Annotated in this window: 18 protein-coding genes, 2 tRNA genes and 1 pseudogene; 11 read left to right on the top strand and 10 right to left on the bottom strand. The window is 45.4% G+C overall.

Translation table 11 applies throughout. The features are described 5' to 3' along the window. Nucleotides 1-16: 16 nt before the first annotated feature. The 9 genes and pseudogenes from NI462_RS06045 to NI462_RS06005 form a co-directional block, all read right to left on the bottom strand. Complete coding sequence (locus NI462_RS06045; RefSeq protein ID WP_253159564.1) at nucleotides 17-820, bottom strand: putative RNA methyltransferase; 804 nt, start codon at nucleotides 818-820, stop codon at nucleotides 17-19. A gap of 54 nt (nucleotides 821-874) precedes the next feature. Beyond that, complete coding sequence (mraY, locus tag NI462_RS06040; protein WP_004644946.1) at nucleotides 875-1,993, bottom strand: phospho-N-acetylmuramoyl-pentapeptide-transferase; 1,119 nt, start codon at nucleotides 1,991-1,993, stop codon at nucleotides 875-877. Next, nucleotides 1,994-3,397, bottom strand: coding sequence for a UDP-N-acetylmuramoyl-tripeptide--D-alanyl-D-alanine ligase (locus tag NI462_RS06035; protein ID WP_253159562.1), 1,404 nt, complete (start codon nucleotides 3,395-3,397; stop codon nucleotides 1,994-1,996). Between the two features lie 9 nt (nucleotides 3,398-3,406). Beyond that, nucleotides 3,407-4,903: a UDP-N-acetylmuramoyl-L-alanyl-D-glutamate--2,6-diaminopimelate ligase gene (locus NI462_RS06030; RefSeq protein WP_253159560.1), complete on the bottom strand. Its 1,497-nt coding sequence runs from the start codon at nucleotides 4,901-4,903 to the stop codon at nucleotides 3,407-3,409. Nucleotides 4,904-4,914: 11 nt separating this feature from the next. Continuing rightward, a complete protein-coding gene (gene ftsI / locus NI462_RS06025; protein WP_180086801.1) occupies nucleotides 4,915-6,738 on the bottom strand; it encodes a penicillin-binding protein PBP3 in 1,824 nt (607 codons plus the stop codon). Between the two features lie 15 nt (nucleotides 6,739-6,753). After that, on the bottom strand, nucleotides 6,754-7,020 hold the full coding sequence (gene ftsL / locus NI462_RS06020) for a cell division protein FtsL (protein ID WP_370940785.1): 267 nt from the start codon (nucleotides 7,018-7,020) through the stop codon (nucleotides 6,754-6,756). 76 nt (nucleotides 7,021-7,096) lie between these two features. After that, the gene (gene rsmH / locus NI462_RS06015; RefSeq protein ID WP_004281129.1) at nucleotides 7,097-8,008 is read right to left on the bottom strand and encodes a 16S rRNA (cytosine(1402)-N(4))-methyltransferase RsmH; all 912 of its coding nucleotides are present in this window, start codon (nucleotides 8,006-8,008) and stop codon (nucleotides 7,097-7,099) included. Nucleotides 8,009-8,192: 184 nt separating this feature from the next. Then, nucleotides 8,193-9,212: a sulfate ABC transporter substrate-binding protein gene (locus tag NI462_RS06010; protein ID WP_005248379.1), complete on the bottom strand. Its 1,020-nt coding sequence runs from the start codon at nucleotides 9,210-9,212 to the stop codon at nucleotides 8,193-8,195. Nucleotides 9,213-9,456: 244 nt separating this feature from the next. Further along, nucleotides 9,457-10,459 (bottom strand): annotated as a pseudogene (locus NI462_RS06005) (sulfate ABC transporter substrate-binding protein). Nucleotides 10,460-10,852: 393 nt separating this feature from the next. On the opposite strand from NI462_RS06005, the gene NI462_RS06000 reads away from it, so the two are divergent. The 5 genes from NI462_RS06000 (at nucleotide 10,853) to NI462_RS05980 (ending at nucleotide 13,544) form a co-directional block, all read left to right on the top strand. Further along, entirely contained in the window at nucleotides 10,853-11,155 is a 303-nt protein-coding gene (locus NI462_RS06000) for a hypothetical protein (protein WP_180037262.1), read from the top strand. Nucleotides 11,156-11,289: 134 nt separating this feature from the next. Next, entirely contained in the window at nucleotides 11,290-12,798 is a 1,509-nt protein-coding gene (gltX, locus tag NI462_RS05995; protein WP_213686767.1) for a glutamate--tRNA ligase, read from the top strand. 57 nt (nucleotides 12,799-12,855) lie between these two features. Next, a tRNA-Ala gene (locus NI462_RS05990) sits at nucleotides 12,856-12,931 on the top strand. 38 nt (nucleotides 12,932-12,969) lie between these two features. Further along, nucleotides 12,970-13,045: transfer RNA gene (locus NI462_RS05985), tRNA-Glu, on the top strand. Nucleotides 13,046-13,202: 157 nt separating this feature from the next. After that, nucleotides 13,203-13,544 (top strand): membrane protein, encoded by a 342-nt coding sequence (locus NI462_RS05980; protein ID WP_004281123.1) that lies wholly within the window; start codon nucleotides 13,203-13,205, stop codon nucleotides 13,542-13,544. 77 nt (nucleotides 13,545-13,621) lie between these two features. On the opposite strand, the gene ettA is transcribed toward NI462_RS05980, so the two are convergent. Continuing rightward, entirely contained in the window at nucleotides 13,622-15,283 is a 1,662-nt protein-coding gene (ettA, locus tag NI462_RS05975) for an energy-dependent translational throttle protein EttA (RefSeq protein ID WP_004281122.1), read from the bottom strand. 308 nt (nucleotides 15,284-15,591) lie between these two features. On the opposite strand from ettA, the gene NI462_RS05970 reads away from it, so the two are divergent. The 6 genes from NI462_RS05970 to NI462_RS05945 all read left to right on the top strand — a co-directional run bounded on the left by NI462_RS05970 (nucleotide 15,592) and on the right by NI462_RS05945 (nucleotide 25,287). Then, nucleotides 15,592-16,869: an O-acetylhomoserine aminocarboxypropyltransferase/cysteine synthase family protein gene (locus NI462_RS05970; protein ID WP_253159558.1), complete on the top strand. Its 1,278-nt coding sequence runs from the start codon at nucleotides 15,592-15,594 to the stop codon at nucleotides 16,867-16,869. A gap of 295 nt (nucleotides 16,870-17,164) precedes the next feature. Further along, nucleotides 17,165-18,052 (top strand): SDR family NAD(P)-dependent oxidoreductase, encoded by an 888-nt coding sequence (locus NI462_RS05965; RefSeq protein ID WP_004644933.1) that lies wholly within the window; start codon nucleotides 17,165-17,167, stop codon nucleotides 18,050-18,052. 237 nt (nucleotides 18,053-18,289) lie between these two features. Next, nucleotides 18,290-19,072: a bifunctional phosphoribosyl-AMP cyclohydrolase/phosphoribosyl-ATP diphosphatase HisIE gene (hisIE, locus tag NI462_RS05960; protein ID WP_004732472.1), complete on the top strand. Its 783-nt coding sequence runs from the start codon at nucleotides 18,290-18,292 to the stop codon at nucleotides 19,070-19,072. Nucleotides 19,073-19,087: 15 nt separating this feature from the next. Beyond that, nucleotides 19,088-20,590, top strand: a complete 1,503-nt coding sequence (locus NI462_RS05955; protein WP_253159556.1) for a UvrD-helicase domain-containing protein — start codon at nucleotides 19,088-19,090, stop codon at nucleotides 20,588-20,590. Between the two features lie 41 nt (nucleotides 20,591-20,631). Next, a complete protein-coding gene (locus NI462_RS05950; protein WP_253159554.1) occupies nucleotides 20,632-22,014 on the top strand; it encodes an ATP-binding protein in 1,383 nt (460 codons plus the stop codon). A 435-nt stretch (nucleotides 22,015-22,449) separates the two neighbouring features. Next, a complete protein-coding gene (locus NI462_RS05945; RefSeq protein ID WP_253159620.1) occupies nucleotides 22,450-25,287 on the top strand; it encodes a monovalent cation/H+ antiporter subunit A in 2,838 nt (945 codons plus the stop codon).

Here is a 25,287-nt window from a genome sequence, read left to right as displayed (position 1 = left end):
TTTTTATATGCATTTTTTATTTTTTCTGGAACAGGTAAATCTGATATTGCGCCATCAATTCAAACTGATCCTGCTGTTCAAGTGCTAAACGACGTTCAGGTTTGGCCTTATAAGCATAGGGCGTCATCGCAATCAGGTTTTTTAAATCAGCCTGTGGCAAAACCATTGGCGCATCAATCACCTGCTCACTGATCAGATTAAACTCATCTTGCAGTTGCTCAACAAACTTCTGCGGCTCATGTGGTTTCACTTCTTCAAACAGCGCTTCACGCATAGCATATAAATGTTGTGGCGCTGGTGTCACCACCATCAAATAAGATTTTGGTTTTAGAACTCGCAGGATTTCCTGTTTGGGAATTGGACTAAACAAGCTGGTACACAGATCAATCAACTCATCTAATACTGGTAAAGTCGCTCCGGTTCCCACGACCCAAGTCACCTCTTTATTCAGTTTGGCTGCGACCTGAACCGCATTCTTGGCAATATCGACCCCAACACATTGCAGCACTTCGGCCTGCATGGCATCGGTATAGTAGCCTTCGCCACAGCCAATATCTAAAAGGTTTTCAATCCGCAACTCGCGAATCTTTTCTACAACAGCCTGTTGCAAAGGCGCATAATGACCTGCACTGAGAAATGCGCGACGTGCCTGCACAGACTCAAGCGTATCTCCCGGGTTTTTGCTGTGCTTGTGCTGAACCACATGCAGGTTCACATAGCCCTGTTTGGCGACATCGTAACTATGATGATTCTCACAGCGCCATGTTCTTTCATTTAAGCTCAACTGCTGGCGACAGACTGGGCACATGAGTAAATTCATCATTTTCTCCAAAACAAAAAAGCCGGCATGCGCCGACTTTTTCTCATGCATTTCTTAACGCAATTTTAAGGTCATTAGACCCAAAACTACCAGCATAATCGTAATAATCCAGAAACGGATCACCACCTGGGTTTCACGCCAGCCTTTCTTTTCATAATGATGATGTAGCGGCGCCATCAGGAATACACGTTTATTGCGCATTCTTAATGAACCAATTTGCAGGAATACTGAAACCGCTTCCACGACAAAGACACCGGCCATAATCGCAAATACGATTTCCTGACGCACCATAACGGCAATCGTACCGAGCATTGCACCGAGAGATAAAGCACCGACATCACCCATAAATACTTGAGCCGGATGGGCGTTATACCAAAGGAAAGCCAGACCCGCCCCGATCATGGCAGCACAGACCACTACCAGTTCAGACGAATATTTTACATAAGGAATATGTAGATAGTTGGCAAATCGCACGTCACCGGCCAGATAGGCAAATACACCCAGACCTGTAGCAACCAGCACGATTGGCATAATCGCCAGACCATCCAGACCATCGGTCAGGTTCACGGCATTGGATGCACCGTTAATCACGAAATAGGTAAAGATAATAAAACCAATACCCAACGGAATCATCGACAATGGAATGCTTAGGTCTTTAAAGAATGGAATCAATAGATCCAGCATATTCGCGGTATGCACTGGATTGGTCTGTTGCTGCGCAATCACATACAAGGCAATACCAGCACCTAATGAACCCACTGAAGTCCAGAAGAATTTTTTCTTCGCAGGCAAACCCGCATTATCTTTATAACGGATTTTAATCCAGTCATCGGCCCAGCCAACGGCACCGAAAATCACCATCACACCCAGCACAATCCAGACATAAGGATTGGAAAGATCCGCCCAAAGTAGAGTCGAAATCCCGATTGAAAGCAGGATCAGTACCCCGCCCATGGTCGGTGTACCCATTTTCTTGGCATGGTTTTCAGGAGCATACGAACTCACTGCCTGACCATATTTCAGCGCCTGAAGCTTGCGAATCATTACAGGACCGAGCACCAGACCAATGGTCAGTGCCGTCAAGACACTGAGCAAAGCACGTAAAGTTAAATAACGAACCACCTGAAACGTGCTGTCAAAGCCCGCCAAATGTTCAAAGAGCCATAACAGCATTTAGAGTTTCTCCATCAATGCAGCCATCAATGTTTCCATATGGGTAAAACGCGACCCTTTAAACAGGAATGACATCGGCTGAGGTTGATGTGTTTCAATCAAACGAATTAAAAACGGTAATGCCTGCTCCTGATTCAGGAAAGCCTGCATTTTTTTACCATATTGTGTACTACGAGCACCTTCTTGTGCGGCAGGCGCAAATTCACCTACAGCCACCACAAAATTAATGCCTTTCACCGAGACCAGATCCCGACCGAGCTTGTAATGCTCGATTGCGGCAGATGAACCGAGTTCACCAATATCGCCGGTGACCATCACCCGGATGCCCTGCTGCTGCGCCAGAACTTCAGCCGCTGCACGCATCGAACCCGGATTGGCATTGTAGGTGTCGTCAATAAATAAATAGTCTTTGTACGGAATAAAGTTCAGACGACCTTTCGCACCCACGGCCTGTTCCAGACCGGCCACGATATCATCCAGACCAATACCGATCGCCAGGGCAAAAGCTGCTGCTGCGGTCGCATTTTCAACATTATGCTCACCGGCAAACGGCAACTGAACTGTTTTGGAGCCTTGTGCTGTATTCAGGGTAAAGCTTGAAGATTGAGCTTCAAGTACTACATCGCTGGCATAGACTTCACCACCAGCACCAAAACTTAAGCTTTTTTCAGTTCTTACTGCGGCACGAATGACTTCAGCAAAATCATCTGCAGCAGGAATAATTGAGGTTTCAGAGATATGCGCATAAATCTCGGATTTCGCGCGGCAAATCCCGTCACGACCGCCAAATTCACCTAAATGCGCAGTCCCGATATTAATGATCCCCGCCACATGCGGCTGCACCATTTTTGAAGTGTAATCAATTTCACCCTGATGACTTGCACCGAGCTCCATGACTGCATATTGATGTTCAGGACGTAGCTCCAGCAACATTACCGGCACACCAAGGTCATTATTCAAATTACCACGTGTCACCAAGGTCGGTGCCAGACGCGACAGAATGCTTCCCAGCATTTCTTTAGTCGTGGTCTTGCCACTACTGCCGGTCAAGGCAATGACTTTGAGTTGAGGATTCTGCTGACGGCGATAAGCACCTAACTGTCCAAGTGCCAAACGGGTATCTTCCACCACCAACTGGCAAATATCAGCATCCACCGGACGGCTGACAATGGCAATTTCACAACCTTGAGCCGCCACTTGCGCAATAAAGTCATGCGCGTCAAAACGCTGGCCTTTCAGCGCCAGAAAAGCATCACCTGCTTCTGCATCACGTGAATCAGTCAAAATCCGCTTGATCTGACCTGCAGGCTTTTTATCATTCAGCCAGTAGCTTTGGGTAGCCTGCTGTAATTGTTCTATGCTCCACGGCTCCAGCGCCGCAGTACTTGTTGTTGAGGTATGCATATCTGAATCCTAATGCGCTGAATAGGCTGAATCTGTTTTGCAATGCTGGGCATCAATCGCAGCTTGCACTTCGACCACGTCATCAAACCAGTGACGTACACCATCAATTTCCTGATAATTTTCGTGCCCTTTTCCTGCAATCACCACAATATCACCCGCCTGTGCGTGTTTAACCGCAAACTTGATCGCTTCACGACGGTCATGAATTTCATGATAGGTTTTGCCGGAAAAATCGATGCCATTTTTCATATCAGCAAAAATTTGTGCCGGATCTTCGGTCCGTGGATTATCAGAAGTGAGTACTGCGATATCTGAACCGTCTAAAGCAGCCTGAGTCATCAGTGGACGTTTACCACGGTCACGATCACCGCCACAGCCGAAAACAGTCCAGAGATTTTGTGAAACATGACGTTTCAAGGTCACCAAAACCTGGGTCAAAGCATCCGGGGTATGCGCATAATCCACCACAAACAGGCGCTCACCATCACGTAGCACCTGCATGCGACCTGGCGCACCTTTAAGCTGTGGTACAGTTGCAATCAAACTTTCCAAGTCAAATCCAGCCTGCTCCGCCATGATCAGACTGGCGACCAGATTTTCAATATTGAAATGACCCAGTAATGGACTGTTAACCACATATTCAGCAGAAGCAGTTTCTAGTTTAAAGTTCGCACCTGAAATGCTGTACTGAATATCCTGAACCTGATAATCCGCTTTTTGCTTGGTGGAATAAGTCAAAATTTTAGGCTGTGCCGGATTATTTTTCGCAGCATCCAGCATGATCTGTGCATGCTCATCATCGATATTGATGACAGCGACTTTTAAAGATTCAAACCGGAATAAATCCGATTTCGCTTCCGCATAAGCTTGCAGCGTTCCGTGATAATCCAGATGATCACGACTCAAATTGCTGTAACCCGCAATCTCGATATCACAACCATTCAAGCGACCTTGTTCCAGACCATGTGAGCTGGCTTCAATCGAGGCAAATTCCGCACCAGCCTGCGCATAGCCATGCAAGGCATTTTGCAGTTGCAAGGCATCCAGAGTGGTGTGCGAAGATGCTTCCAGATTTGGTAAAATCCCGTTACCTGTGGTACCCATCACTGCACAGGCTTTACCTTGCAGCATGATGAATTCAGCCACCAAGCGAGAAATCGTGGTTTTACCATTGGTGCCGGTAACTGCCAGAATTCGAGCAGCTTGAACAGGTTGAGTCGCTTGCAAATACTGCTTTTGCCATTGTCCCATCAGATGACGTACATCTGCTACCACCAAATTTGGAGATACATCCAGTTCAGTTTCTGAAATCACAGCCAATGCACCCTGATCCAAAGCTTTCTGGGCAAATTGAGCAGTTTTTTCCGGTTGTGACAGACTGGTCAGGGCAATAAAAATTTGTCCCAGTTTAACTTTACGACTATCCAGCTCGAAGCCCTGAAAGGATTGCTTCATCCAGTCAGCGACATCGTGAGGGGTGTAGAGATCTTGAAATGTAATAGACATTGATCACCTATTTACTGGACTTTGGGAGGTTCTAAAGGTTTGTCCAGAGGGACATTCAGCAGACGCAAGGATTCCTGCATCACACGGGCAAAGACCGGTGCAGATACCGTACCGCCATAGTAGGTGCCTTGTGGATTTTCTACCACCACCACCATGGCGATCCGTGGATCACTGACTGGTGCCACGCCGGCAAATAATGCACGGTATTCATTGGTCGAATAACCTTTACGGTCGGCACGCAATTTATGTGCAGTACCGGTTTTACCGGCTACGCGATAACCTGGGATGGTAGCGCGAGTCGCCGTACCACCTGGCAAGGTTGCAGTTTCCATCATCAGCAAGACCTGATCGGCAATCTTGGCATCAATCATCTGCTCACCCTGTGGCTGTTCTTCCAGCTTGTACAGGCTTAACGGTATTTTCACGCCTTTATTGGCCAGCATGGCATAGGCATCGGCCAGCTGTAGCACCGTTGCGTTCAGACCATAACCATAGGACATAGTCGCGACTTCAGATACATTCCATTTGCTCGGCGGCAGGATCAGACCAGCACTTTCACCTGGAAATTTCACCGCTGAACGCTGCCCAAAACCCAGACGCTTATAGAAGGTCGGCAAGGTTTCATAAGGCAGCGACAAGGCCAGTTTGGCCACACCGACGTTAGAGGATTTCTGGATGATGCCACCCAGCGTTAATTGGCCATAATTATGCGTATCGCGAATGGTGTGATTTCCGACCCGCATACTACCGGGAGTAGTATTGACGACTGAATTCGCCGTATATTTACCACTTTCCAAGGCCATCGCGACTGTCAGCGGCTTCATGGTCGAACCCGGCTCGAAAGAATCGACTGCACCGCGGTTACGCATGGCATCCTTGTTGAGCAGGCTGTTTTTATCATTCGGGTTATAGGATGGCCATGATGACAGCGCCAGAATTTCCCCAGTTTTCACATCGACTGCAATCGCAGTGGCTGAACGGGCATTATTGGCCACACCCGCAGCCGTCAGCTCACGGTACATAATATATTGCAGACGTGAGTCAATACTCAGGGTAATATTTTCGCCCGGCTCAACTTCTTTAATCACTTCAGGTTCTTTGACCCGGTTGCCTTTTTTATCGCGAATGATCTGCTGCTCGCCATCCTTTCCGGAAAGACGGCTATTCAGCTGCATTTCCAGACCTTCAATGCCGCTGCCTTCGCTATTGGTCAGGCCAATAATCTGAGAGTTCGGCTGTGGCTGCGGATAATAACGTTTATAGTTTTTCTCGGTATATACGCCCTGAAAATTACGTTTCATGATCAGTTCGGCCTGTTGGGGCGGAACTTCTTTTTTCAGGATCAGATAACGTGAACGCGGACGTTCTTCCATTTTTTTGCGCAGTTCTGCCCGATCCATACCGACTGCATCAGCCAGCTCATCCAGATTCAGGTTTTTATCAGGTAGCTGACGTTTGAGCTTGCGGCTATTCGGTTCTTTTTCCAGCGCCAGCATGGTTTCGTCATAGAGTTTTTTATTGTCAAAATAATCACGTGGATCAATCACAATTTTCATGATCGGGGTACTGATCGCCAATGGAATGCCATTACGATCATAAATTACGCCACGCATCGCCTTGATGGTATTGGTTCTTAAAATATTGGCATTGGCTTTATTTTGCAAAAAATCTTTATTAATAATCTGTACATAGAAAGCACGGCAAATCAGTGTCACAAAACACAGCAACACCACCGCCCACATGATGTAAAAACGATTGATATAAACATTTGAGGCATTTTTGTCGGTGACCGATTGTTTTTTACGTACCGGTTGCTTCTTTCTCTTGTCTACCATGTCGGAACGCTAGCCTTATTTTTTCTCATCTGAAGTTTGTGGTAAGGAAATCACGACACTTTGTGAAACCGGAGGTGAATACATACGCAGCTGTGTCACTGCACGCGTACCGATCTGTGCCGTCGCGCCAAAAGTTTGCTGTTCAATCAGCAAACGCCCCCACTCTGCATTCAGGTCATCCCTTTCACGCAGATAGGTACTCAGCTTTCTGTTATCCTGACGGTATTCAAATACCTGAAATACCACAAATACTGCACTGATGAAGACCATCAGTATCAGCATGAGATAGATTGTAACTTTTTTCAGCCACAATTTTTCTGTTTTTTTATCAACCACTTCCGTTTTCATGATCTGCCTATTAAGCTAAACGTTCTGCTACCCGCAGCCATGCGCTACGTGAACGAGGATTGGCTTTGACCTCCTCATCACTGGCTTTAACACGAGAAACTTTCTTTAAACGTCGCGTATCTTTCTGTTGTTGTGGCATTCCCCAGCCTGAATCTTCTTCAAGCGTTGACTCTTTTTGAATAAATTGTTTAATCAAACGGTCTTCCAGTGAATGGAAGCTAATTACCGCCAAACGTGCTTCAGGTTTCAAGATTTCAACGGCCTGAGGCAAGAAGATTTCAATATCTTCTAATTCCTTATTAATAGCAATACGAATCGCCTGGAAAGTACGGGTCGCAGCATGCTTATTTTTTTCCCATTTCGGGTGTGCTACTTTTACAATCTCAGCCAGCTTTGCCGTGGTATCAATATATCCGGCAGCCTTAATTGCCTTGGCAATACGGCGACTATAACGCTCTTCACCATATTTAAAAATGATATTCGCCAGGGCTTCTTCTTCAATCTGGGTCAGCCATTCTGCTGCGGTCGGACCTTGCGAGTTGTCCATACGCATATCCAGCGGGCCATCTTTCATAAAACTGAAACCACGTTCAGCTTGATCCAACTGCGGTGAAGAAACACCAAGATCCGCCATCACCCCATCGACGTGTTCAATGCCCAGTTCAGCCAAGGCATCTTTCAGATCAGCAAAGCTGGCATGAATAATTTTAAAACGTGAATCTTCTTGTTCGAGTTCAGCCGCTACAGCCAGTGCTTGCGGATCTTTATCAAAGGCATAGACACGTGCATTTTCATCTAATTTGGACAGCAATAAACGCGTATGTCCACCACGGCCAAAGGTTCCATCCACATAAGTTCCCGTATTGCGACCCGCCAACAAGGCATCAATCGTTTCGTGAAGTAATACAGAAATATGTGACATAAAAACTCAATCAATAGGGGGAAAAATTTAACTGCACATTATCACCCTGTTTAGGCAAAGCTCCAAACGACTTTTTGTAGATAAATATTACTTTCCATAGAGAAAACCGTTTTAGCATTTTTCTCATACAAAAAAGCCTCCGGTTTCGGAGGCTTTTTTCAATCCAGATGACTTCGCAGATCAATTAACGTTTGCTGTTATAAATCTGGTCGAAAATTGCACCATTCACAAAATGGGTTTTCTGTGCATTGGCCCAGCCACCAAAGACTTCATCAATGGTAAAGGTTTTGATTTTCGGGAACTGTGCCGAATATTTCGCTAATACTTTTTCATTACGTGGACGATAGAAATGTTTAGCTGCCATTTCCTGACCCAAGGGTGAATACAGGTAATTGATATAACCTGTTGCTAACCATTTATTGCCATTTTTCTCCACGGTACGATCCACAATCGCCACTGACGGTTCAGTCAAAATCGTAATTGATGGATAAACGATATCAAACTTATTTTTACCCAAGGTTTTTTGCGTTACTAAAGCTTCATTTTCCCAAGTCAGCAATACATCGCCAATCCCACGCTCAGCAAAGGTGGTCATTGAAGCACGTGCAGCAGAATCCATCACTTTCACGTTCTTATAAAGCTTGCCGACAAATTCCTGTGCTTTGGCTTTATTACCACCTGGCTGTTTCTCGGCATAACCCCATGCAGACAGATACACCCAACGCGGCAAACCACCCGTTTTCGGGTTCGGCGTAATAATTTGCACGCCTGGTTTAGTTAAGTCATTCCAGTCCTTGATGCCTTTCGGATTGCCTTTACGTACCATGAATACGATCGTCGAGGTATAAGGTGCGGAGTTGTGTGGGAATTCCTTTTGCCAGCCCGGCTGAATCTGACCAGATTTCACAATTTCTTCGATGTCGTTGGCGAGTGCCAAAGTCACCACATCACCTTTCAAGCCATCAACCACAGAACGTGCCTGTTTGCCCGAACCGCCATGTGACTGCTTGAAATTCACATCCAGACCGGTGCGGTTTTTCCAGTAAGCGCCAAATGATTTATTAAATTCATCATAGAACTCACGCGTAGCATCATAGGATACATTCAGAAACTGACGGTCTGCTGCTTGTGAAGCAGTCGCGGTCATGCCTAAACCAGTCGCCAATAAGGCAGCACTAAATAACGATTTTAATTGAATTTTCATGGCAGCACAGAGTTTATCTTCATTAGATATAACTATATGAAATAAAATCATTTATCGCAATTCACCCTACAACATCACAACACGATAAAATGAAAGGTTTTTCTGTATTAATATTTTGTTTTTAAAAGGAAAATACTATTTATTATTCTACCTATATCTAATATATAGAATTTTATGCATTAGATATAAAGAAAATGGATAACACTTTAGCCATTTTCTTTATTGTATTTAGACTACCGCTCACTTATCTTTTTTCATTGTAAATCTGGTCATAAATCGCCCCATTCACAAAATGTGTTTTTTTGCGCTTTGGCCCAACCACCAAAAACTTTATCAATGGTGAAGGTCTGGATTTTCGGGAACTGGGCTGAATATTTGGCAGCGACTTTGGCATCCCGCGGACGGAAGAAATATTTCGCAGCCAGCTCCTGCCCTTTCGGTGAATATAAATAGTTCAAATAGCCTTTTGCCAGATGGGTATTGCCATTTTTATTCACGTTCTTATCGACAATCGCTACTGATGGCTCGGCCAGAATTGAAATGGATGGATAAACGATATCGTATTTATCTTTACCCAGACCTTGGGTCGCCAGCAAGGCTTCATTTTCCCAGGATAAAAGCACATCCCCAATACCGCGCTCGGCAAACGTCGTCAGTGAACCACGGGCACCAGAGTCGAGCACTTTGACATTTTGATAAAGTTTTTTCACCAGCTCTTTGGCTTTCGCATCATTACCGCCGGGCTGTTTCAGTGCATAACCCCAAGCAGAAAGATAGATCCAACGCGGCGCGCCACCGGTTTTCGGGTTTGGGGTAATAATATCTACACCCGCTTTGGTCAGATCATTCCAGTCTTTGATTTGCTTTGGATTCCCTTTACGCACCAAGAATACAATCGTAGACGTATAAGGTGCCGAATTACTCGGAAACTCTTTTTGCCAGTCTTTCTCGATTAAACCTGCATTGACGATTTCTTCGATATCATTGGCCAAGGCCAAGGTTACGACATCGGCCTGCAAACCATCGACCACCGAACGTGCCTGCTTGCCTGAACCGCCATGCGACTGTTTAAAATTAACCGTTTGTCCGGTTTTCTGCTTCCAGAACTTGCCAAATTCTTCATTATATTCCTGATAAAATTCACGGGTCGGGTCATAAGAGACATTCAGGAAATGTTTGGCAATAGAATTCTGTACTGCTGTTCCCACTAAAATTGTCAAGATTGCGGATGCTATTATTTTTTTCATCTGATGTAACTCATTGTTTATATGACCCGCACTATACAAATCAAAAATAAACATAACAATCATACATTTATAATAATATCTACAATCTATTGCTGATTTTGAGATATCTTCTAACAATTAAATCCGGATACATATTCTGCCAGAAAAGTAATCTTCTGCTACAATATAAGACAGTTCTTCACGTTCTCTTCACAGTTGTCTGTTAAAAATAGGCCACCAAAACAGGAAATTACGATTTTTGGTAATTTTCCACAGAGTTATATTATTTCTTTTGTAAAAAATGTGACTTGGTTCTACTTCTTTATGATCAACTGTGATTAAATTGTAGACAGAGTATTAAAAAAACATTTTTAACAAAATAAAACCAACCAGAAGTAAGGAGGAAGTTTGGATATGAAATTTACATTATTCACAGCCAGCATCCTAAGCCTGATTATGTTGTTCTCGATTCAACTCGGTCATGCCGTCGTTGTGAAGACAGATTTGCCGAAGCCTACAGTAAGCACTGTTGAAAGCAAGACTTCGCCGATTGAAAAAGCGATTCAGCAACAAAAAACTGAAAAAACACTTCAAACAGAAGATAATCTAAAAGTCTTAACTGCATTTAAAGTCGCACCTTCGCAAAATTTCTTTGCAGAACAGAATTACCGCTTCACCCGCTTTGTACAAAGTATTTTTTCGAGCGATCATTCTTAAGCAGTACCAAAACACAACAGCGCTGAATATTTCCGGATTTAAAAGCCACATCACTCAATGTTGAATAAAGCATTAAGTGATGTGGCTTTTTCGCTATAATAGCTGCAATTTTATATCTAAGATTAGATCCGGCTATGACTGTTCGTACTCGTATTGCACCTTCTCCTACTGGTTTTCCGCATGTAGGTACTGCCTATATCGCCTTGTTTAACTTATGTTTTGCTAAACAGCATGGTGGTGAATTCATTCTTCGTATTGAAGATACTGACCAACTGCGCTCAACGCCTGAATCTGAAAAAATGATCCTGGATTCATTGCGCTGGTTGGGTCTGAACTGGTCTGAAGGTCCTGATGTCGGTGGCCCGCATGCGCCGTATCGCCAGTCAGAACGTATGGATATCTATAAAAATTATGCCTTGGAACTGGTAGAGAAAGGTCATGCTTTCTACTGTTTCGCAACTGCTGAAGAACTGGATCAAATGCGTGCAGAACAGCAGGCACGTGGTGAGTCGCCACGTTATGATGGTCGCGGTCTGAATCTCACTCAAGAAGAAGTTGAGCGTCGTTTGGCCGCTGGTGAACCACACGTCATCCGTATGAAAGTACCAACCGAAGGCGTATGTAAATTCAATGACATGCTGCGTGGCGAAGTGGAAATTCCATGGGCGCAAGTAGACATGCAAATCCTGCTAAAAACCGATGGCCTCCCAACCTACCATTTAGCAAACGTAGTAGATGATCATTTGATGCAAATCACCCACGTAATTCGTGGTGAAGAATGGATTCCATCTGCGCCGAAACATCAGTTACTGTATCAATATTTCGGTTGGGACATGCCGGTACTCTGCCACATGCCACTGCTGCGTAACCCGGATAAATCTAAGCTGTCTAAACGTAAAAATCCGACCTCAATTAACTACTATAGAGACATCGGTGTACTACCTGAAGCCTTGTTGAACTACCTAGGTCGTATGGGCTGGTCAATGCCAGATGAAAGTGAAAAATTCACTCTGGCAGAAATGATTGAACATTTTGATATCAAACGTGTATCACTTGGTGGTCCGATCTTTGATGTCGAGAAACTAAACTGGTTAAACGGTCAATGGATCAAGGCACTCAGCCCGGCTGAACTTCTAGACACATTATTGGCCTGGAAAGCAGATCGTGCCAAGTTAGAAGAAATTGCGGCTGCGATTCAACCACGTATTAACCTGCTGTCTGAAGCAGTAAATTGGTCTGCGCATTACTTCAACCACTTCCCGACCCTGTCTAAAGAACAGTTTGAAAGCAAGAAACTGTCGGATGAACAGGTACGTCAAAGTCTTCAATTCGCAATTTGGCGTTTAGAAAGCCTGTTTACTTGGAATAACGACACGGTGAGCCAGACCTTGATGGACTTGGCGACACAGATGGAAATCAAGTTACGTGATTTCATGCCTGCGTTCTTTATTGCGATCGCCGGTTCGACTGCGTCTACACCCGTGATGCAAACGATGGTGACCATTGGTCCTGATTTAACCTTTGCACGTTTACGTCATGCGCTGGAAATTGTCGGTGGTCCAAGCAAAAAAGAGCTGAAAGTCTGGGAAAAACTCAATGAAAGCTTAAAGTTGCCGAAAAATGAAGCAGTTGATCAAGCTTAATTAATTTTTGTGTTGACGTGTGAGCGCGATATCCCTAATATAGCGCTCACACAGACTGGGGTCATAGCTCAGTTGGTAGAGCGCTACAATGGCATTGTAGAGGTCAGGAGTTCGATCCTCCTTGACTCCACCAAATCAAGTCTTGCTTTAGCTGTGTTATTTGCCTCAATTGTCCCTATCGTCTAGAGGCCTAGGACATCGCCCTTTCACGGCGGTAACCGGGGTTCGAATCCCCGTAGGGACGCCATATTCAAGATGACCATAATATATTATGGTGATCTTATAAAAAACCCAAGCATTGCGACTTGGGTTTTTTATTGCCTGTATATTTTATGTTGGGCAATATTTCGGTTTCTTCGCATCTTCCGATAAAATAATCAGTAATTTAGAATTTTGGAGTTGTAATGCAATATCGTTGCCCTAAGTGTCAAAGCCCGAAAATCATGCCAGTGGCCCAGCCAGGTCAAGCAGCTCCACGTCCAGTGGTTCCTAAAAGCTTAATGTTTCTGGTCCCTGCCCTGTTCCTGTTATTATTACTGGTCATTATTAGCATCGCGATGTGGATTTTTGGCGATGGTGCAGGTACCACTTTACAGACTGCGACTGTGATCGTCTTTATTCTTTCTTTGATCGCAGGCTTTATGTTCTATAAGGACTTACCTGATTTTAAAATTTCAATGCAGGCATTCATGCAAACCCAAAAGAAATGGAAATGCCGTGAATGTAATCATGAGTGGGAAATCTAATTTACCCTCCACCATATAATAAACATAAAAAAACCAGCCCTGAGGCTGGTTTTTTTATTTACAAAAGTCGGAGATGATTAAACACCGATTTTGCGATATTTTTGACGCTTGGCTACAAGATCATCACCATCACGCTTACGGCGATATTCTTCAAACTCAGCATAGTTACCGGTGAAGAATTCAGGTGTTTCACCTTCGAATGACAAGATGTGCGTTGCAATACGGTCCAGGAACCAACGGTCATGCGAGATCACCATCACAGTACCTGGGAATACCAGAATGGCATCTTCAAGTGCACGCAAGGTTTCGATGTCCAAGTCGTTCGATGGTTCATCCAGCAAAATCACGTTTGCGCCCATTTGCAGGATTTTCGCAAGTTGTAAACGGTTACGCTCACCACCTGATAATTGACCTACACGCTTTTGCTGATCCTGACCTTTAAAGTTAAAGCGACCGATATACGCACGAGATGCAATTTCGTAATCACCAATCTTCAAGATATCTAAACCGCCAGAAACTTCTTCCCAAACGGTTTTGTTGTTATCTAAAGTGTCACGGATCTGACCGACATAAGCTACTTTAACCGATTCACCTAGCGTTACCGTACCGGTATCTGGTTGCTGTTCACCAGTCATCATACGGAATAGCGTGGTTTTACCCGCACCGTTCTCACCCACGATACCCACAATTGCAGCAGGTGGTACTGTGAACGTTAAATCTTTGTACAGTAAGCGATCACCAAACGATTTACTGATGCCTTCAACTTCTACAACCTTGTTGCCCAGACGTGGGCCAGGTGGAATGTAGATTTCAGAGGTTTCATTACGCTGTTGGAATTCGCGCGAGTTAAGCTCTTCAAAACGCTCCATACGCGCTTTGTTTTTCTTTTGCTGACCTTTGGCATTAGAACGAACCCATTCAAGTTCCTTTTTCAATGCTTTAGCAAAAGATTCTTCCTGCTTGTTCTCTTGCTCTAAACGGGCATTTTTCTGCTCAAGCCAAGAAGAGTAGTTACCTTGATACGGAATGCCCATACCACGGTCAAGCTCCAGAATCCATTCAGCAACGTTATCCAAGAAGTAACGGTCATGCGTAATAGCGACGATGGTACCCGGGAAGTCTTTCAAGAAACGTTCCAACCAAGATACAGAAGAAGCATCTAAATGGTTCGTCGGTTCATCGAGAAGCAACATGTCTGGTTTAGACAGAAGTAAACGGCAAAGTGCCACACGGCGGCGCTCACCACCTGAAAGCTTAGATACATCTGCATCCCAAGCAGGCAAGTTCAATGCTGCAGCTGCTTGATCCATCTGGTTCGCAAGGTTATGCGCATCCCAAGTCTGGATAATCGCTTCAAGCTTCTCTTGCTCTTTCGCAAGTGCATCGAAATCCGCATCTTCTGCTGCATATTCAGCAAAGACTTCATCCAGACGTGCCAAGGCATCAAGAGGTTCACGTAAACCATCTTCAACGTTACCACGAACGTCTTTGGTTTCATCTAAAGGTGGTTCTTGCTCAAGATAACCGATTTTTGTACCCGGTTGCGCACGTGCCTCACCAGAGAAATCTTTATCTACGCCCGCCATAATACGAAGCAAGGTAGATTTACCTGCACCGTTTAAACCAAGCACACCAATTTTAGCACCTGGGAAAAATGATAAGGAGATGTCTTTCAGGATTTCGCGCTTAGGCGGAACCATCTTCGACACTCGGTTCATCGTGTAAATATATTGGGCCACGTAGGACTCCTCAACTGAAAAACCAAATGGGGTTAAAACAACCACCCCAGCTCAAAAATGAGCGAAAAAATAATCGGCTATTATACGCAGAAAGCTGCGAAAACATAAGCCATTGCCATGAACTTCAATGCATTGTTACAAGTTTATTGCTGATGTTTTTTTAAACAGTTGTTTTCAGTAAAATAAATGACTCAAATCCAGGCCGATATATGAATATTTCATATATTTATTTCAACAAAATTGCACTTTTACTCATATGTGAAAATGCTACACTCAAGCCATAAACTTAAACAAGAAGATCAAACAGAATGAGTTATAAAGCAGAAACCCTTGCGATTCATGCAGGTTATACCCCAGAAGCAACCACCAAAGCTGTTGCAGTGCCGATTTACCAAACCACGTCTTATGCCTTTGACAATACTCAACATGGGGCCGATCTCTTTGATTTAAAGGTTCAGGGCAATATCTATACCCGAATTATGAACCCGACCACTGCGGTTCTGGAACAACGTGTCGCAGCACTGGAAGGTGGAATTGGCGCGCTGGCTTTGGCCTCTGGCATGGCTGCGATTACTTATGCGGTTCAGACCATTGCGGAAGCGGGTGACAACATTGCTTCTGTGTCAACGCTATATGGCGGTACCTATAACCTCTTTGCCCATACCCTACCAAAACAGGGCATTGAAGTCCGTTTCTTTGATTATGAAAAGCCGGAAAGTCTGCGTGACTTGATTGATGAAAAAACCAAACTGGTTTTTGTGGAATCGATTGGTAATCCACTGGGTAATATTATTGATCTGGAAGCTATTGCTAAAATTGCACATGAGTATGGCGTACCGGTGATTGTGGACAATACTGTTGCCACCCCCGTACTTCAAAAATCTTTCGATTTCGGTGCGGATATTGTGGTGCATTCCCTGACCAAATATATCGGTGGTCACGGCAATTCAATTGGCGGCATCATTGTGGATAGCGGTAAATTCCCTTGGGGCAAATATCCTAAACGTTTCCCTGCCCTGAATACGCCTGATCCAAGCTACCATGGCGTGAACTATGTCGAAGTTTTGGGGGAAGCAGCATATATCGCACGTGCGCGTGTAGTGCCACTGCGTAATACCGGCGCTGCGATCAGTCCGCAGAATGTGTTTTTGATTCTGCAAGGTCTGGAAACTTTAAGCTTGCGTATGGAACGTCATACCGAAAATGCACTGAAAGTCGCTGAATATCTGCAAAAACATCCTAAAGTGAAATGGGTCAATTACGCCGGCCTGAAAGATCACCCACAGCATGCCTTGGCACAGAAATATGTGAAAGGTAAACCTTCTGCCATTCTGACCTTTGGGGTAGAACATGGTCTCGAAGGCGGCACACGTTTTATTGATGCCCTGCAATTGTTCACCCGTCTGGTCAATATCGGCGACGCTAAAAGTCTGGCCTGCCATCCGGCGACTACTACGCATCGTCAGCTCAATGCCGAAGAGTTAAAATCGGCAGGCGTCAGTGAGGATATGGTGCGTTTATCCATTGGGATTGAACATAGTGATGACCTGATTGCCGATCTGGAACAGGCGCTGGCGGCCGTTTAAAAAGGTGCCCGAGCCGCTTCGAAACCTCATCATTTTGGTGAGGTTTTTTTATTTATTTTCTAAAACAGCCACTTGCTTTACTTTTTATTTTCATGTTAAAAGTTAAATGAAAGAGTGAACACAAATAGAGCAATTACTCTAATTTTTATTTTAATTTCAATACTTTAATTTATAGATTTTCCTGAAGAATTGGTTATCATATCTGGACTCACCTTCGCTCTCATCTTCTGTTAGAGCGCCATAGACCTTTAATAAAAATAATTTGAACGCTGACTTCAAATTAGGGATAACAAACGTGAAAACTAGACTACACAAACAACTGGAAAAACGTGTTGCAGGTAAAACCGTCCTGATTACCGGTGCATCCAGCGGTATTGGTTTAACGACAGCACATCAACTGGCTGATGCAGGTGCCCATGTTTTACTGGTGGCCCGTACTCAGGAAACCCTAGAACAAGTAAAATCAGAAATTGAAGCCAAAGGCGGCAAAGCCTCAATCTTTCCATGTGATTTAAACAATATGGAAGCGATTGATGAAGTTTCCAAACAGATTATTGCCTCAGTCGATCATATTGATATTCTGATCAATAATGCAGGACGTTCGATTCGCCGTGCGGTACACGAGTCAGTAGATCGTTTTCATGATTTTGAACGGACTATGCAGCTGAACTATTTTGGCGCCGTGCGTTTGGTGATGAATATCCTGCCGCAAATGATGATTCGTCGCGCGGGTCATATTATTAACATCAGTTCGATTGGCGTACTGGCCAATGCCACCCGTTTTTCAGCCTATGTCGCTTCAAAAGCTGCGCTGGATGCCTTTAGCCGCTGCCTGTCTGCAGAAGTGCATTCGCATAAAATCGCAATCACATCGATCTATATGCCTTTGGTGCGCACTCCAATGATTGCGCCAACTAAAATTTATAAATATGTCCCAACGCTTTCTCCGGAACAGGCGGCTGACTTGATTGCCTATGCGATTGTGAAACGTCCGAAGAAAGTGGCGACCGGTTTGGGCCGCCTGGCTTCCATTACCTATTCCATTGCACCGGATATCAACAATGTCTTGATGTCGATTGGTTATAACCTGTTCCCAAGTTCAACTGCATCTGTGGGTCAACCGCAAAAACTGAACTTGGTGCAAAAAGCATATGCGCGTCTGTTCCCGGGCGAACACTGGTAATTTTTTATATGGTTTTCATACGGATAATTGAATGAAAATACCAGCCGCCAACTAGGCGGCTTTTCTATGGCTCAGTTTTGTAAGATCTGGAATAAAGTGGGCTGATTTGAAAATCCACGACACAGCCTGTCCTTTCAAGCACAGATTTTTGCCGCAAATGCTGCGAGATCACGTACACTATCAGCGGATATTTCCTATCCGTATTTTTATATTTTGATTGAAATGATGGAAACCCTTATGAACAACGCGCAATGGCTCGATGAAGTAAAATTTAACGAACAAGGATTAGTCCCTGCCATTGCCCAGCATCATCAAACTGGACGCGTGTTGATGGTGGCCTGGATGAACCGTGAAGCCTTGGCTTTAACTGCCGAAAAAAATCAGGCGGTGTATTTCTCCCGTTCACGTAACAAGTTATGGCATAAGGGCGAAGAATCAGGACATTTTCAGACCGTACATGAAATCCGTCTGGACTGTGATGCCGACGTGATTGTGCTGCAAATTGAACAGCATGGTGGTATTGCCTGCCATACCGGCCGTGAATCATGTTTCTATCGCAAGCTCACGCCAATGGGCTGGGAAATTGTCGATGCACAGCTGAAAGATCCGTCTGCGATTTATGGTGAAAAATCCACGAATCCGCATACGCTGGCGATGCAAGCGTCAACCGCGCAATCTGAGCAGGTCGAAGTCCTGTCTTATCTGGGCCAGATGATGGCAGAACGCAAACAGGCCGATCCGGACTCCTCTTATGTGGCCAAGCTCTACCATAAAGGCCTGAACAAGATTCTGGAAAAAGTCGGTGAAGAAAGCTTTGAAACCGTGCTAGCAGCCAAAGACTTTGACCAAGATGCTTCCGCAGACCATAAAAATGATCTGATCTATGAAGTGGCAGATCTTTGGTTCCATACTATCGTCATGCTCGGCTATTTCGACTTGGATGTGCAATTGGTATTAAATGAACTGGCTCGTCGCCAAGGCTTGTCTGGTCTGGTTGAAAAAGCCAACCGTCAGCATTAAGCCTTGAATTCATCTGTGTCTGATTTAAAAAAACCGACCGCGACCTATGAGCAGGCCACTGCCATTGATAACGCACGTCTGGGCAAATCCTTTAAGGTGATTGCCTATGCAGGTACAGGTAAAACCACTACCCTGCAAATGATCAGTGATGCCATGCCGCAAAAACGCGGCATGTATCTGGCCTTTAACAAAGCCATTGCCAGTGAAGCGCAGGCCAGGTTCCACCGGGGTGTGGATTGCCGGACTTTTCACTCGCTGGCATTTCGCAGTGTTCCACGTGGAGTGACCGACAAGCTGCGTCTGCCACGCTTGAGTCCGAGTTTTATTGCCAAAGAGTACCGGCTTGAACCGATGACCATGCGCCGCATGATGGGTGGACGTTATGAGAAATATGTCTTGATGCCTTCGCGTCTGGCGAGTTTAGTCGCCAATGGTGTCGGTTATTTCTGCTCGACCAGTTCGCAATACCCTGCTCCGCGGCATATTCAGGCGCCGAGCTGGTTGCATCCGGATGATATCGAGACTTTGCAGCAGAAGCTTTATCCGGCAGTCGAACGGCGCTGGCTAGAGTCGATTGATCCCAATCATCAGGCAGGCATTGGTCATGACATTTACCTGAAACTCTGGGCACTGTCCGAGCCGAATATCCCGGCCGATTATGTACTATTCGATGAAGCCCAAGATGCCGATCCCTTAATGCTGGGGATTTTGCTGAAACAGCGCAGCACCCAGGTGATTTATGTCGGAGATGCGCATCAGCAGATCTATGCCTGGCGTGGTGCAGTCAATGCCATGCAGCAACTACCCTTACCAGAATCGCGTCTGACCACCTCATTTCGTTTTGGTCCTGAAATTGCCCTGAATGCCAATGCCATTTTAGGTGCCTTAAATGAAACTGTGCCTTTACTCGGCAATCCGCAATTAGACTCTAAAGTCGTGAATAAACCGCATACCAAAATGCGCGATGCAATTTTATGCCGGACCAATGCTCGTGCAATGGAATTGTTATTAGCGGGTTTAGTTCGTGGGGATAAAGTCAGTCTGCAAGCCGATCACGTCAAACTGAATCGTTTTGTCGATGCGGCCGCCATGCTGAAACAGGGCAAACGTGTGGTTGATGTACCGGAACTGGCCTGGTTTAACTCCTGGCATGATGTCCATGAATACTGTGAAACCAATGAAGGCAGTGACATCAAGCCACTGGTCAAACTGGTGGACGAACATGGGACTGATCCACTAAAAAAAGCCCTGGCTAAAATCACCCCGATTGCCCAAGCTGACTATATTATTTCCACGGCACACAAGGCCAAAGGTCTGGAATGGGATCGGGTTCATATTGAAGATGACTATCAGTTTAAGCTGAATGAAAAAGATCATAAAATTAGTGATGAAGAATTAAGATTACTTTACGTGGCTTGTACACGTGCTAAAGTGAGTTTAAATATTTATCACATTTATGACCTGATTCAGCAACTGAAGATCAAAATGCCGCAGTCGCTTCGGCAGGCAGTCGGTTAAGGTGCATGGCATGGATGTAAACCTCATAGGACAGGTGATCTATGCACATCCAAGCGCTTCAACTGAAACATACCCTGCATTTTTCCGACATTCAGCTCCAGTTTAATTATCCGCAATGCCCGGTCACCTTGATTCTGGGCAATCAGGGAACTGGCAAAACTACGCTTTTACGTTTTAGCTATCAGGCACTGACCTGGTTTGCAGCGCGTTATCGCGACAGCCGTGCCGCGGGTCTGGTGATGCAAGATCAGGACATCATGCAAAACCGGCTGCAATCCAAAATTGATATCCGGATCGGTTTTCCTGAAGATATGGGCAGCTTGCCAGAATCCAGTCAGTCTGAGCCTACCCAGCTACAAAGCTGTTCATGGCAAATCTACAAGACCCTAAACAGTCAGGGTCTAGGATTTAGCAAAGCAGAAACCTCACAGCTTGAAAGCGTGCTCAGCCTGTATCACAAAGCCCGCTTGCACGATCCCCTGCTCGGCTTACCCCTGATTGCCTATTATCCTGCTGAACGTTTTACCAATGAAGTCAATCTGCTCAGCAAAAATAACCCGGCCATTCTCCAGTCTGCACATGCTTATGAAATAGCTGCGATTCCTTTCACCACCTTTGCTCGTTTTTTTGAATGGTTTCGTGAAATCAGTGATATTGAAAATGCGCAAAGTGCCAAGATTATGGACCAGATTTTGGCGCGTGCCTTGCAGCAGCCTGAGAATATCCGAGGAGATGAACTGGCTCGGCAGATCGAGAAAGCCCAGGCACATCTGCATGCACCAAATCTCACCGCTTTAAAACAGGCCCTGTCGCTGATCATGCCAGAAGTCAGCCAGATATATTTAAAATACCAGCCCAAGCTGCAACTGATGGTGACCTATCAGCAACAGACCTTCAGTTTCCAGCAACTGCCTAACAGTATGCGCAACTGGATTGCGCTGGTGGGCGATATTGTGCGGCGTCTTTGTCTGTTGAATCCCAACAGTTTATTCCCTTGTCAGGAAGGTACAGGTATTTTACTGATTGATGCAATTGATCATCAACTGGATCAGGAGATGGCAGCAGTAATCCTGTCACGCCTGCATCAGGCTTTTCCTAACTTGCAGATTATTGCGACCGGCAACCGGCCTGAATTACTGGAACAGGCACACGCCTTTCAATGTCTGAAACTGGAAAATAAACAGCTGCACCCCATTCATCTTGAAAGTATGAAAACCCAGTTTGATCAGATCTACGCAGAGCTGGAACTGCAGCGAAATAAAGATATCTCGCCCGAAGATACTTTATTGGAAACGGTCACCGAACCCGTCACACCGCTTGCAGTATTGCAAATGATCCAGCAACAGTTAGATCCGGAACAGCAACAAGAATTGCTCGCTTTACTTACTCAGGAGCATCATCCGACGCTACCTCAGTCGCTCTAAACAGATTCAAAAATAAGCGCGATTGTTTGAGTCAATAAGGGAGCCTTTTCCAGCATTCTGTTTTTGCCAGGATTGAACTGTTTTGAGTCAAATTTACAATCAATGCCTGCAATTTAATCTTAATTTTCGGTCACTTCTGGATGATCTGTTTAAGCATGCAGCGCCTGTTAAATCCGAGCCGGCGTATAATTTATAAGTTCTACATAAAAACGTTGATGTTGTTGTTATCCTGTAATATGATCGGTTTTATTTGCGAATTTCATTGTAAAATCGGAATTTGCTATCGTTTATAAGTTGCGCAATACAACTGTTTTATATTCTTTTTGAATATTCTTTTGGCTTTCAAGATTGAGAAGTTTGGGTCGCTCCTTGTGGTCCTGTAGTCCTTGAAAGATAAAGATTCACCTTAGGTTGGTCAAAACCTAAATCATGACAATGGATACGAGTGTGCTGCCGATTATTATATTGTTACCGTTAGTATTAGGCACAACCCTTGTCTCGTGGCTGAAACAATTTTCGCGCGGGGTAACGGCTTTAGGGGCAATTGGTGTCAGCCTCAGCAGTTTCTTATTATTATTGAGTCAGGCGCCTGCCATATTTGACGGCGCAGTGATGACCCAGACCTGGTCCTGGCTGCCCCAGCTCGGCATCGATTTCAGTTTTCGCCTGGATTCTCTGGGACTGCTGTTTGCCTTGCTGATCAGCGGAATTGGTACCCTGATTTATATTTATGCCTATTATTACCTTAATCCAAAAAATTCACTGAGCAAACTGTATCTCCTGCTGATGCTGTTTATGGCGGCGATGCTCGGAATTTCATTGTCGAATAACCTGATTATCTTATTGGTTTTCTGGGAACTAACCAGTATTTCCTCCTTCTTGCTGGTAGGTTACTGGAGCAATTACGAAGCGGCGCAACGTGGTTCGCGTATGGCTCTGACCATTACCGGAATGGGTGGTCTGGCGATGCTGGGCGGTTTTGTCCTGCTCGGTCAAATCACCGGCACTTATCAGCTTGACCAAATCCTGACGATGACTGAACAGATTCAGTCCCATTATTTATTTGTTCCAACCTTGTTGCTGATTTTAATCGGTGCTTTTACCAAGAGTGCGCAGTTCCCGTTTCACTTCTGGTTGCCCAATGCCATGGCTGCACCGACACCGGTCTCTGCCTATTTGCACTCGGCCACCATGGTCAAAGCCGGTTTATTCCTGGTAGCACGTTTGCTCCCGATCTTTGCCGGTGCTGCACTGTTTCATAATATTGTGACCTTTGTTGGTCTGTTTACCCTGTGCATGGCCGCCTTCTTTGCCATTTTTAAGGAAGACCTGAAAGGCTTGCTCGCCTATTCCACCATCAGCCATTTAGGTCTGATCATGTGTCTGCTCGGGATTGGTTCACCATTGGCTGTTGCAGCAGCGATTTTCCATATTATTAACCATGCCACCTTTAAAGCGGCACTGTTTATGATTGCCGGCATCATCGATCATGAATCCGGTACCCGTGACTTACGTAAACTGTCTGGCTTGTGGCAATTACTGCCCTTTACCGCAACACTGACCATGATCACGGCAGCATCCATGGCAGGTGTACCGTTGACCAATGGTTTCCTGTCTAAGGAAATGTTCTTTACCGAACTGGTCGCCAGTTTAAGTGGTCCACTTATGGTCGGCTCTGCTATTGTTGCGACACTGGCCGGGATTTTTGCGGTGGCTTATTCCATTCGACTGGTGCATGGAGTCTTTTTCGATGGTCCGCTAGGCAAGCAGGTCCCGAATAAAGATGCACATGAACCTGCCTTTGGTATGCGCGCACCGGCCACTTTGTTAGCAATTTTATGTATTTTAGTCGGTCTATTACCGGCTCTTCTGGTGGAAAAAATTGTCAACAGCACTACTCAAGCCACCACCCAGAATTTTGCCTTTGAAGGCACTCATCTGGCGCTTTGGCATGGTTTCAACCTGCCCCTTCTGATGAGTGTGATTGCTCTGCTCGGCGGAATAATCTTTTACTTTTCTCTCGCCAAAGGTGGCGCCTTACGTGAAATCGACTTGGATCCAAAACTGGGCCGCTTACAGGGCCGGATACTGTTCGATCTATTTTTGAAAAATTTGCTGCTGAATTCACGTCGTTTCCGCCGTGCCACTGAAAATGGCAAATTACAAAGCTATTTATTATGGATTGTGATTTTTACCGTCGGCCTGGTGGGATTCCCATTACTCAGCAATGCGGTGGGTACGGGTACGTGCGAGCTGACCCATGCTCCTGCCCTGGCGATTATCTTGTGGTTACTGCTGTTCTCTGCCTGCTGGATGCTGCTGTGGTTCCATCATGAACGGATTAAAGCGGTACTGATTAGCGGTGCAGTCGGTCTGGTCGTCACCATGGTCTTTATCGGCTTTTCGGCGCCCGATCTGGCATTGACCCAGATTACGGTCGATGTGGTCACCACGGTTCTGCTCCTGATGAGTTTATCTTTACTGCCACAACTAACTCCGTATGAATCGAGTCCGACCCGTCGCTGGCGTGATGCCATTATTGCCTTGGGCGGCGGTCTCGGGATTGCAGCAATTGCCTGGCTGATCATGACCCGTGATCACAATTCCATTTCATGGTTCTTCCTGCAACAGTCCATTCCTCTGGGCGGCGGAACCAATGTGGTGAATGTGATTCTGGTCGACTTCCGTGGTTTCGATACCTTCGGTGAAATTACCGTACTCGGCATTGCCGCGATTGGTGTTCTGAGCCTGATGGATGGCATGCGTGCGCATGGTACCACCATGACCCAGGGCCTGACCTATCGTTTTAACCCATCCCCGCTGATGTTGCGTATTACCGCATCCTGGATTTTGCCGGTCGCGCTGGTAGTCAGCCTGTATATCTTTATGCGTGGCCATAACCTGCCGGGCGGTGGTTTTATTGCCGGACTAGTGACTTCACTGGCACTTATTATTCAATATATCGCAGTGGGACAGGACAAAACCGAACAGTTGCTTGGCGCCAAATCCGGTCGCCTGTATGAAATCTGGATCGGGATCGGCTTAACGATTGCAGGATTGACTGGAATCGCAGCCTGGTTCTGGTCACGTCCATTCCTGACCAGTGCACATATTTATGTCTCTCCGCCCATTATTGGAGAAATGCATTTAGCTTCGGCTGCGCTATTCGATGTCGGCGTCTATGTCACTGTCGTCGGTGCCACCATGCTGATGATTTCTGTCTTGGGCGATTCACGTCACTCAAGCATGTCTGGCCCAGTACCAAGAGGATAA

The sequence above is a fragment of the Acinetobacter lwoffii genome (assembly GCF_024129715.1).
Lineage (GTDB): Bacteria > Pseudomonadota > Gammaproteobacteria > Pseudomonadales > Moraxellaceae > Acinetobacter > Acinetobacter lwoffii_U.
This window is presented reverse-complemented; position numbering and strand designations above follow the sequence as displayed.

What these genes read in the sequence shown, in the direction of transcription:
- rsmH (WP_004281129.1), bottom strand. Translation starts at nt 8,008, where the DNA reads ATGTCACATATTTCTGTATTACTTCACGAAACGATTGATGCCTTGTTG.
- gltX (WP_213686767.1), top strand. Translation starts at nt 11,290, where the DNA reads ATGACTGTTCGTACTCGTATTGCACCTTCTCCTACTGGTTTTCCGCAT.
- NI462_RS05980 (WP_004281123.1), top strand. Translation starts at nt 13,203, where the DNA reads ATGCAATATCGTTGCCCTAAGTGTCAAAGCCCGAAAATCATGCCAGTG.
- ftsI (WP_180086801.1), bottom strand. Translation starts at nt 6,738, where the DNA reads ATGGTAGACAAGAGAAAGAAGCAACCGGTACGTAAAAAACAATCGGTC.
- NI462_RS05970 (WP_253159558.1), top strand. Translation starts at nt 15,592, where the DNA reads ATGAGTTATAAAGCAGAAACCCTTGCGATTCATGCAGGTTATACCCCA.
- NI462_RS06035 (WP_253159562.1), bottom strand. Translation starts at nt 3,397, where the DNA reads ATGCATACCTCAACAACAAGTACTGCGGCGCTGGAGCCGTGGAGCATA.
- NI462_RS06030 (WP_253159560.1), bottom strand. Translation starts at nt 4,903, where the DNA reads ATGTCTATTACATTTCAAGATCTCTACACCCCTCACGATGTCGCTGAC.
- NI462_RS06000 (WP_180037262.1), top strand. Translation starts at nt 10,853, where the DNA reads ATGAAATTTACATTATTCACAGCCAGCATCCTAAGCCTGATTATGTTG.
- ftsL (WP_370940785.1), bottom strand. Translation starts at nt 7,020, where the DNA reads ATGCTGATACTGATGGTCTTCATCAGTGCAGTATTTGTGGTATTTCAG.
- NI462_RS06045 (WP_253159564.1), bottom strand. Translation starts at nt 820, where the DNA reads ATGAATTTACTCATGTGCCCAGTCTGTCGCCAGCAGTTGAGCTTAAAT.
- hisIE (WP_004732472.1), top strand. Translation starts at nt 18,290, where the DNA reads ATGAACAACGCGCAATGGCTCGATGAAGTAAAATTTAACGAACAAGGA.
- mraY (WP_004644946.1), bottom strand. Translation starts at nt 1,993, where the DNA reads ATGCTGTTATGGCTCTTTGAACATTTGGCGGGCTTTGACAGCACGTTT.
- NI462_RS06010 (WP_005248379.1), bottom strand. Translation starts at nt 9,212, where the DNA reads ATGAAAATTCAATTAAAATCGTTATTTAGTGCTGCCTTATTGGCGACT.
- NI462_RS05945 (WP_253159620.1), top strand. Translation starts at nt 22,450, where the DNA reads ATGGATACGAGTGTGCTGCCGATTATTATATTGTTACCGTTAGTATTA.
- NI462_RS05950 (WP_253159554.1), top strand. Translation starts at nt 20,632, where the DNA reads ATGCACATCCAAGCGCTTCAACTGAAACATACCCTGCATTTTTCCGAC.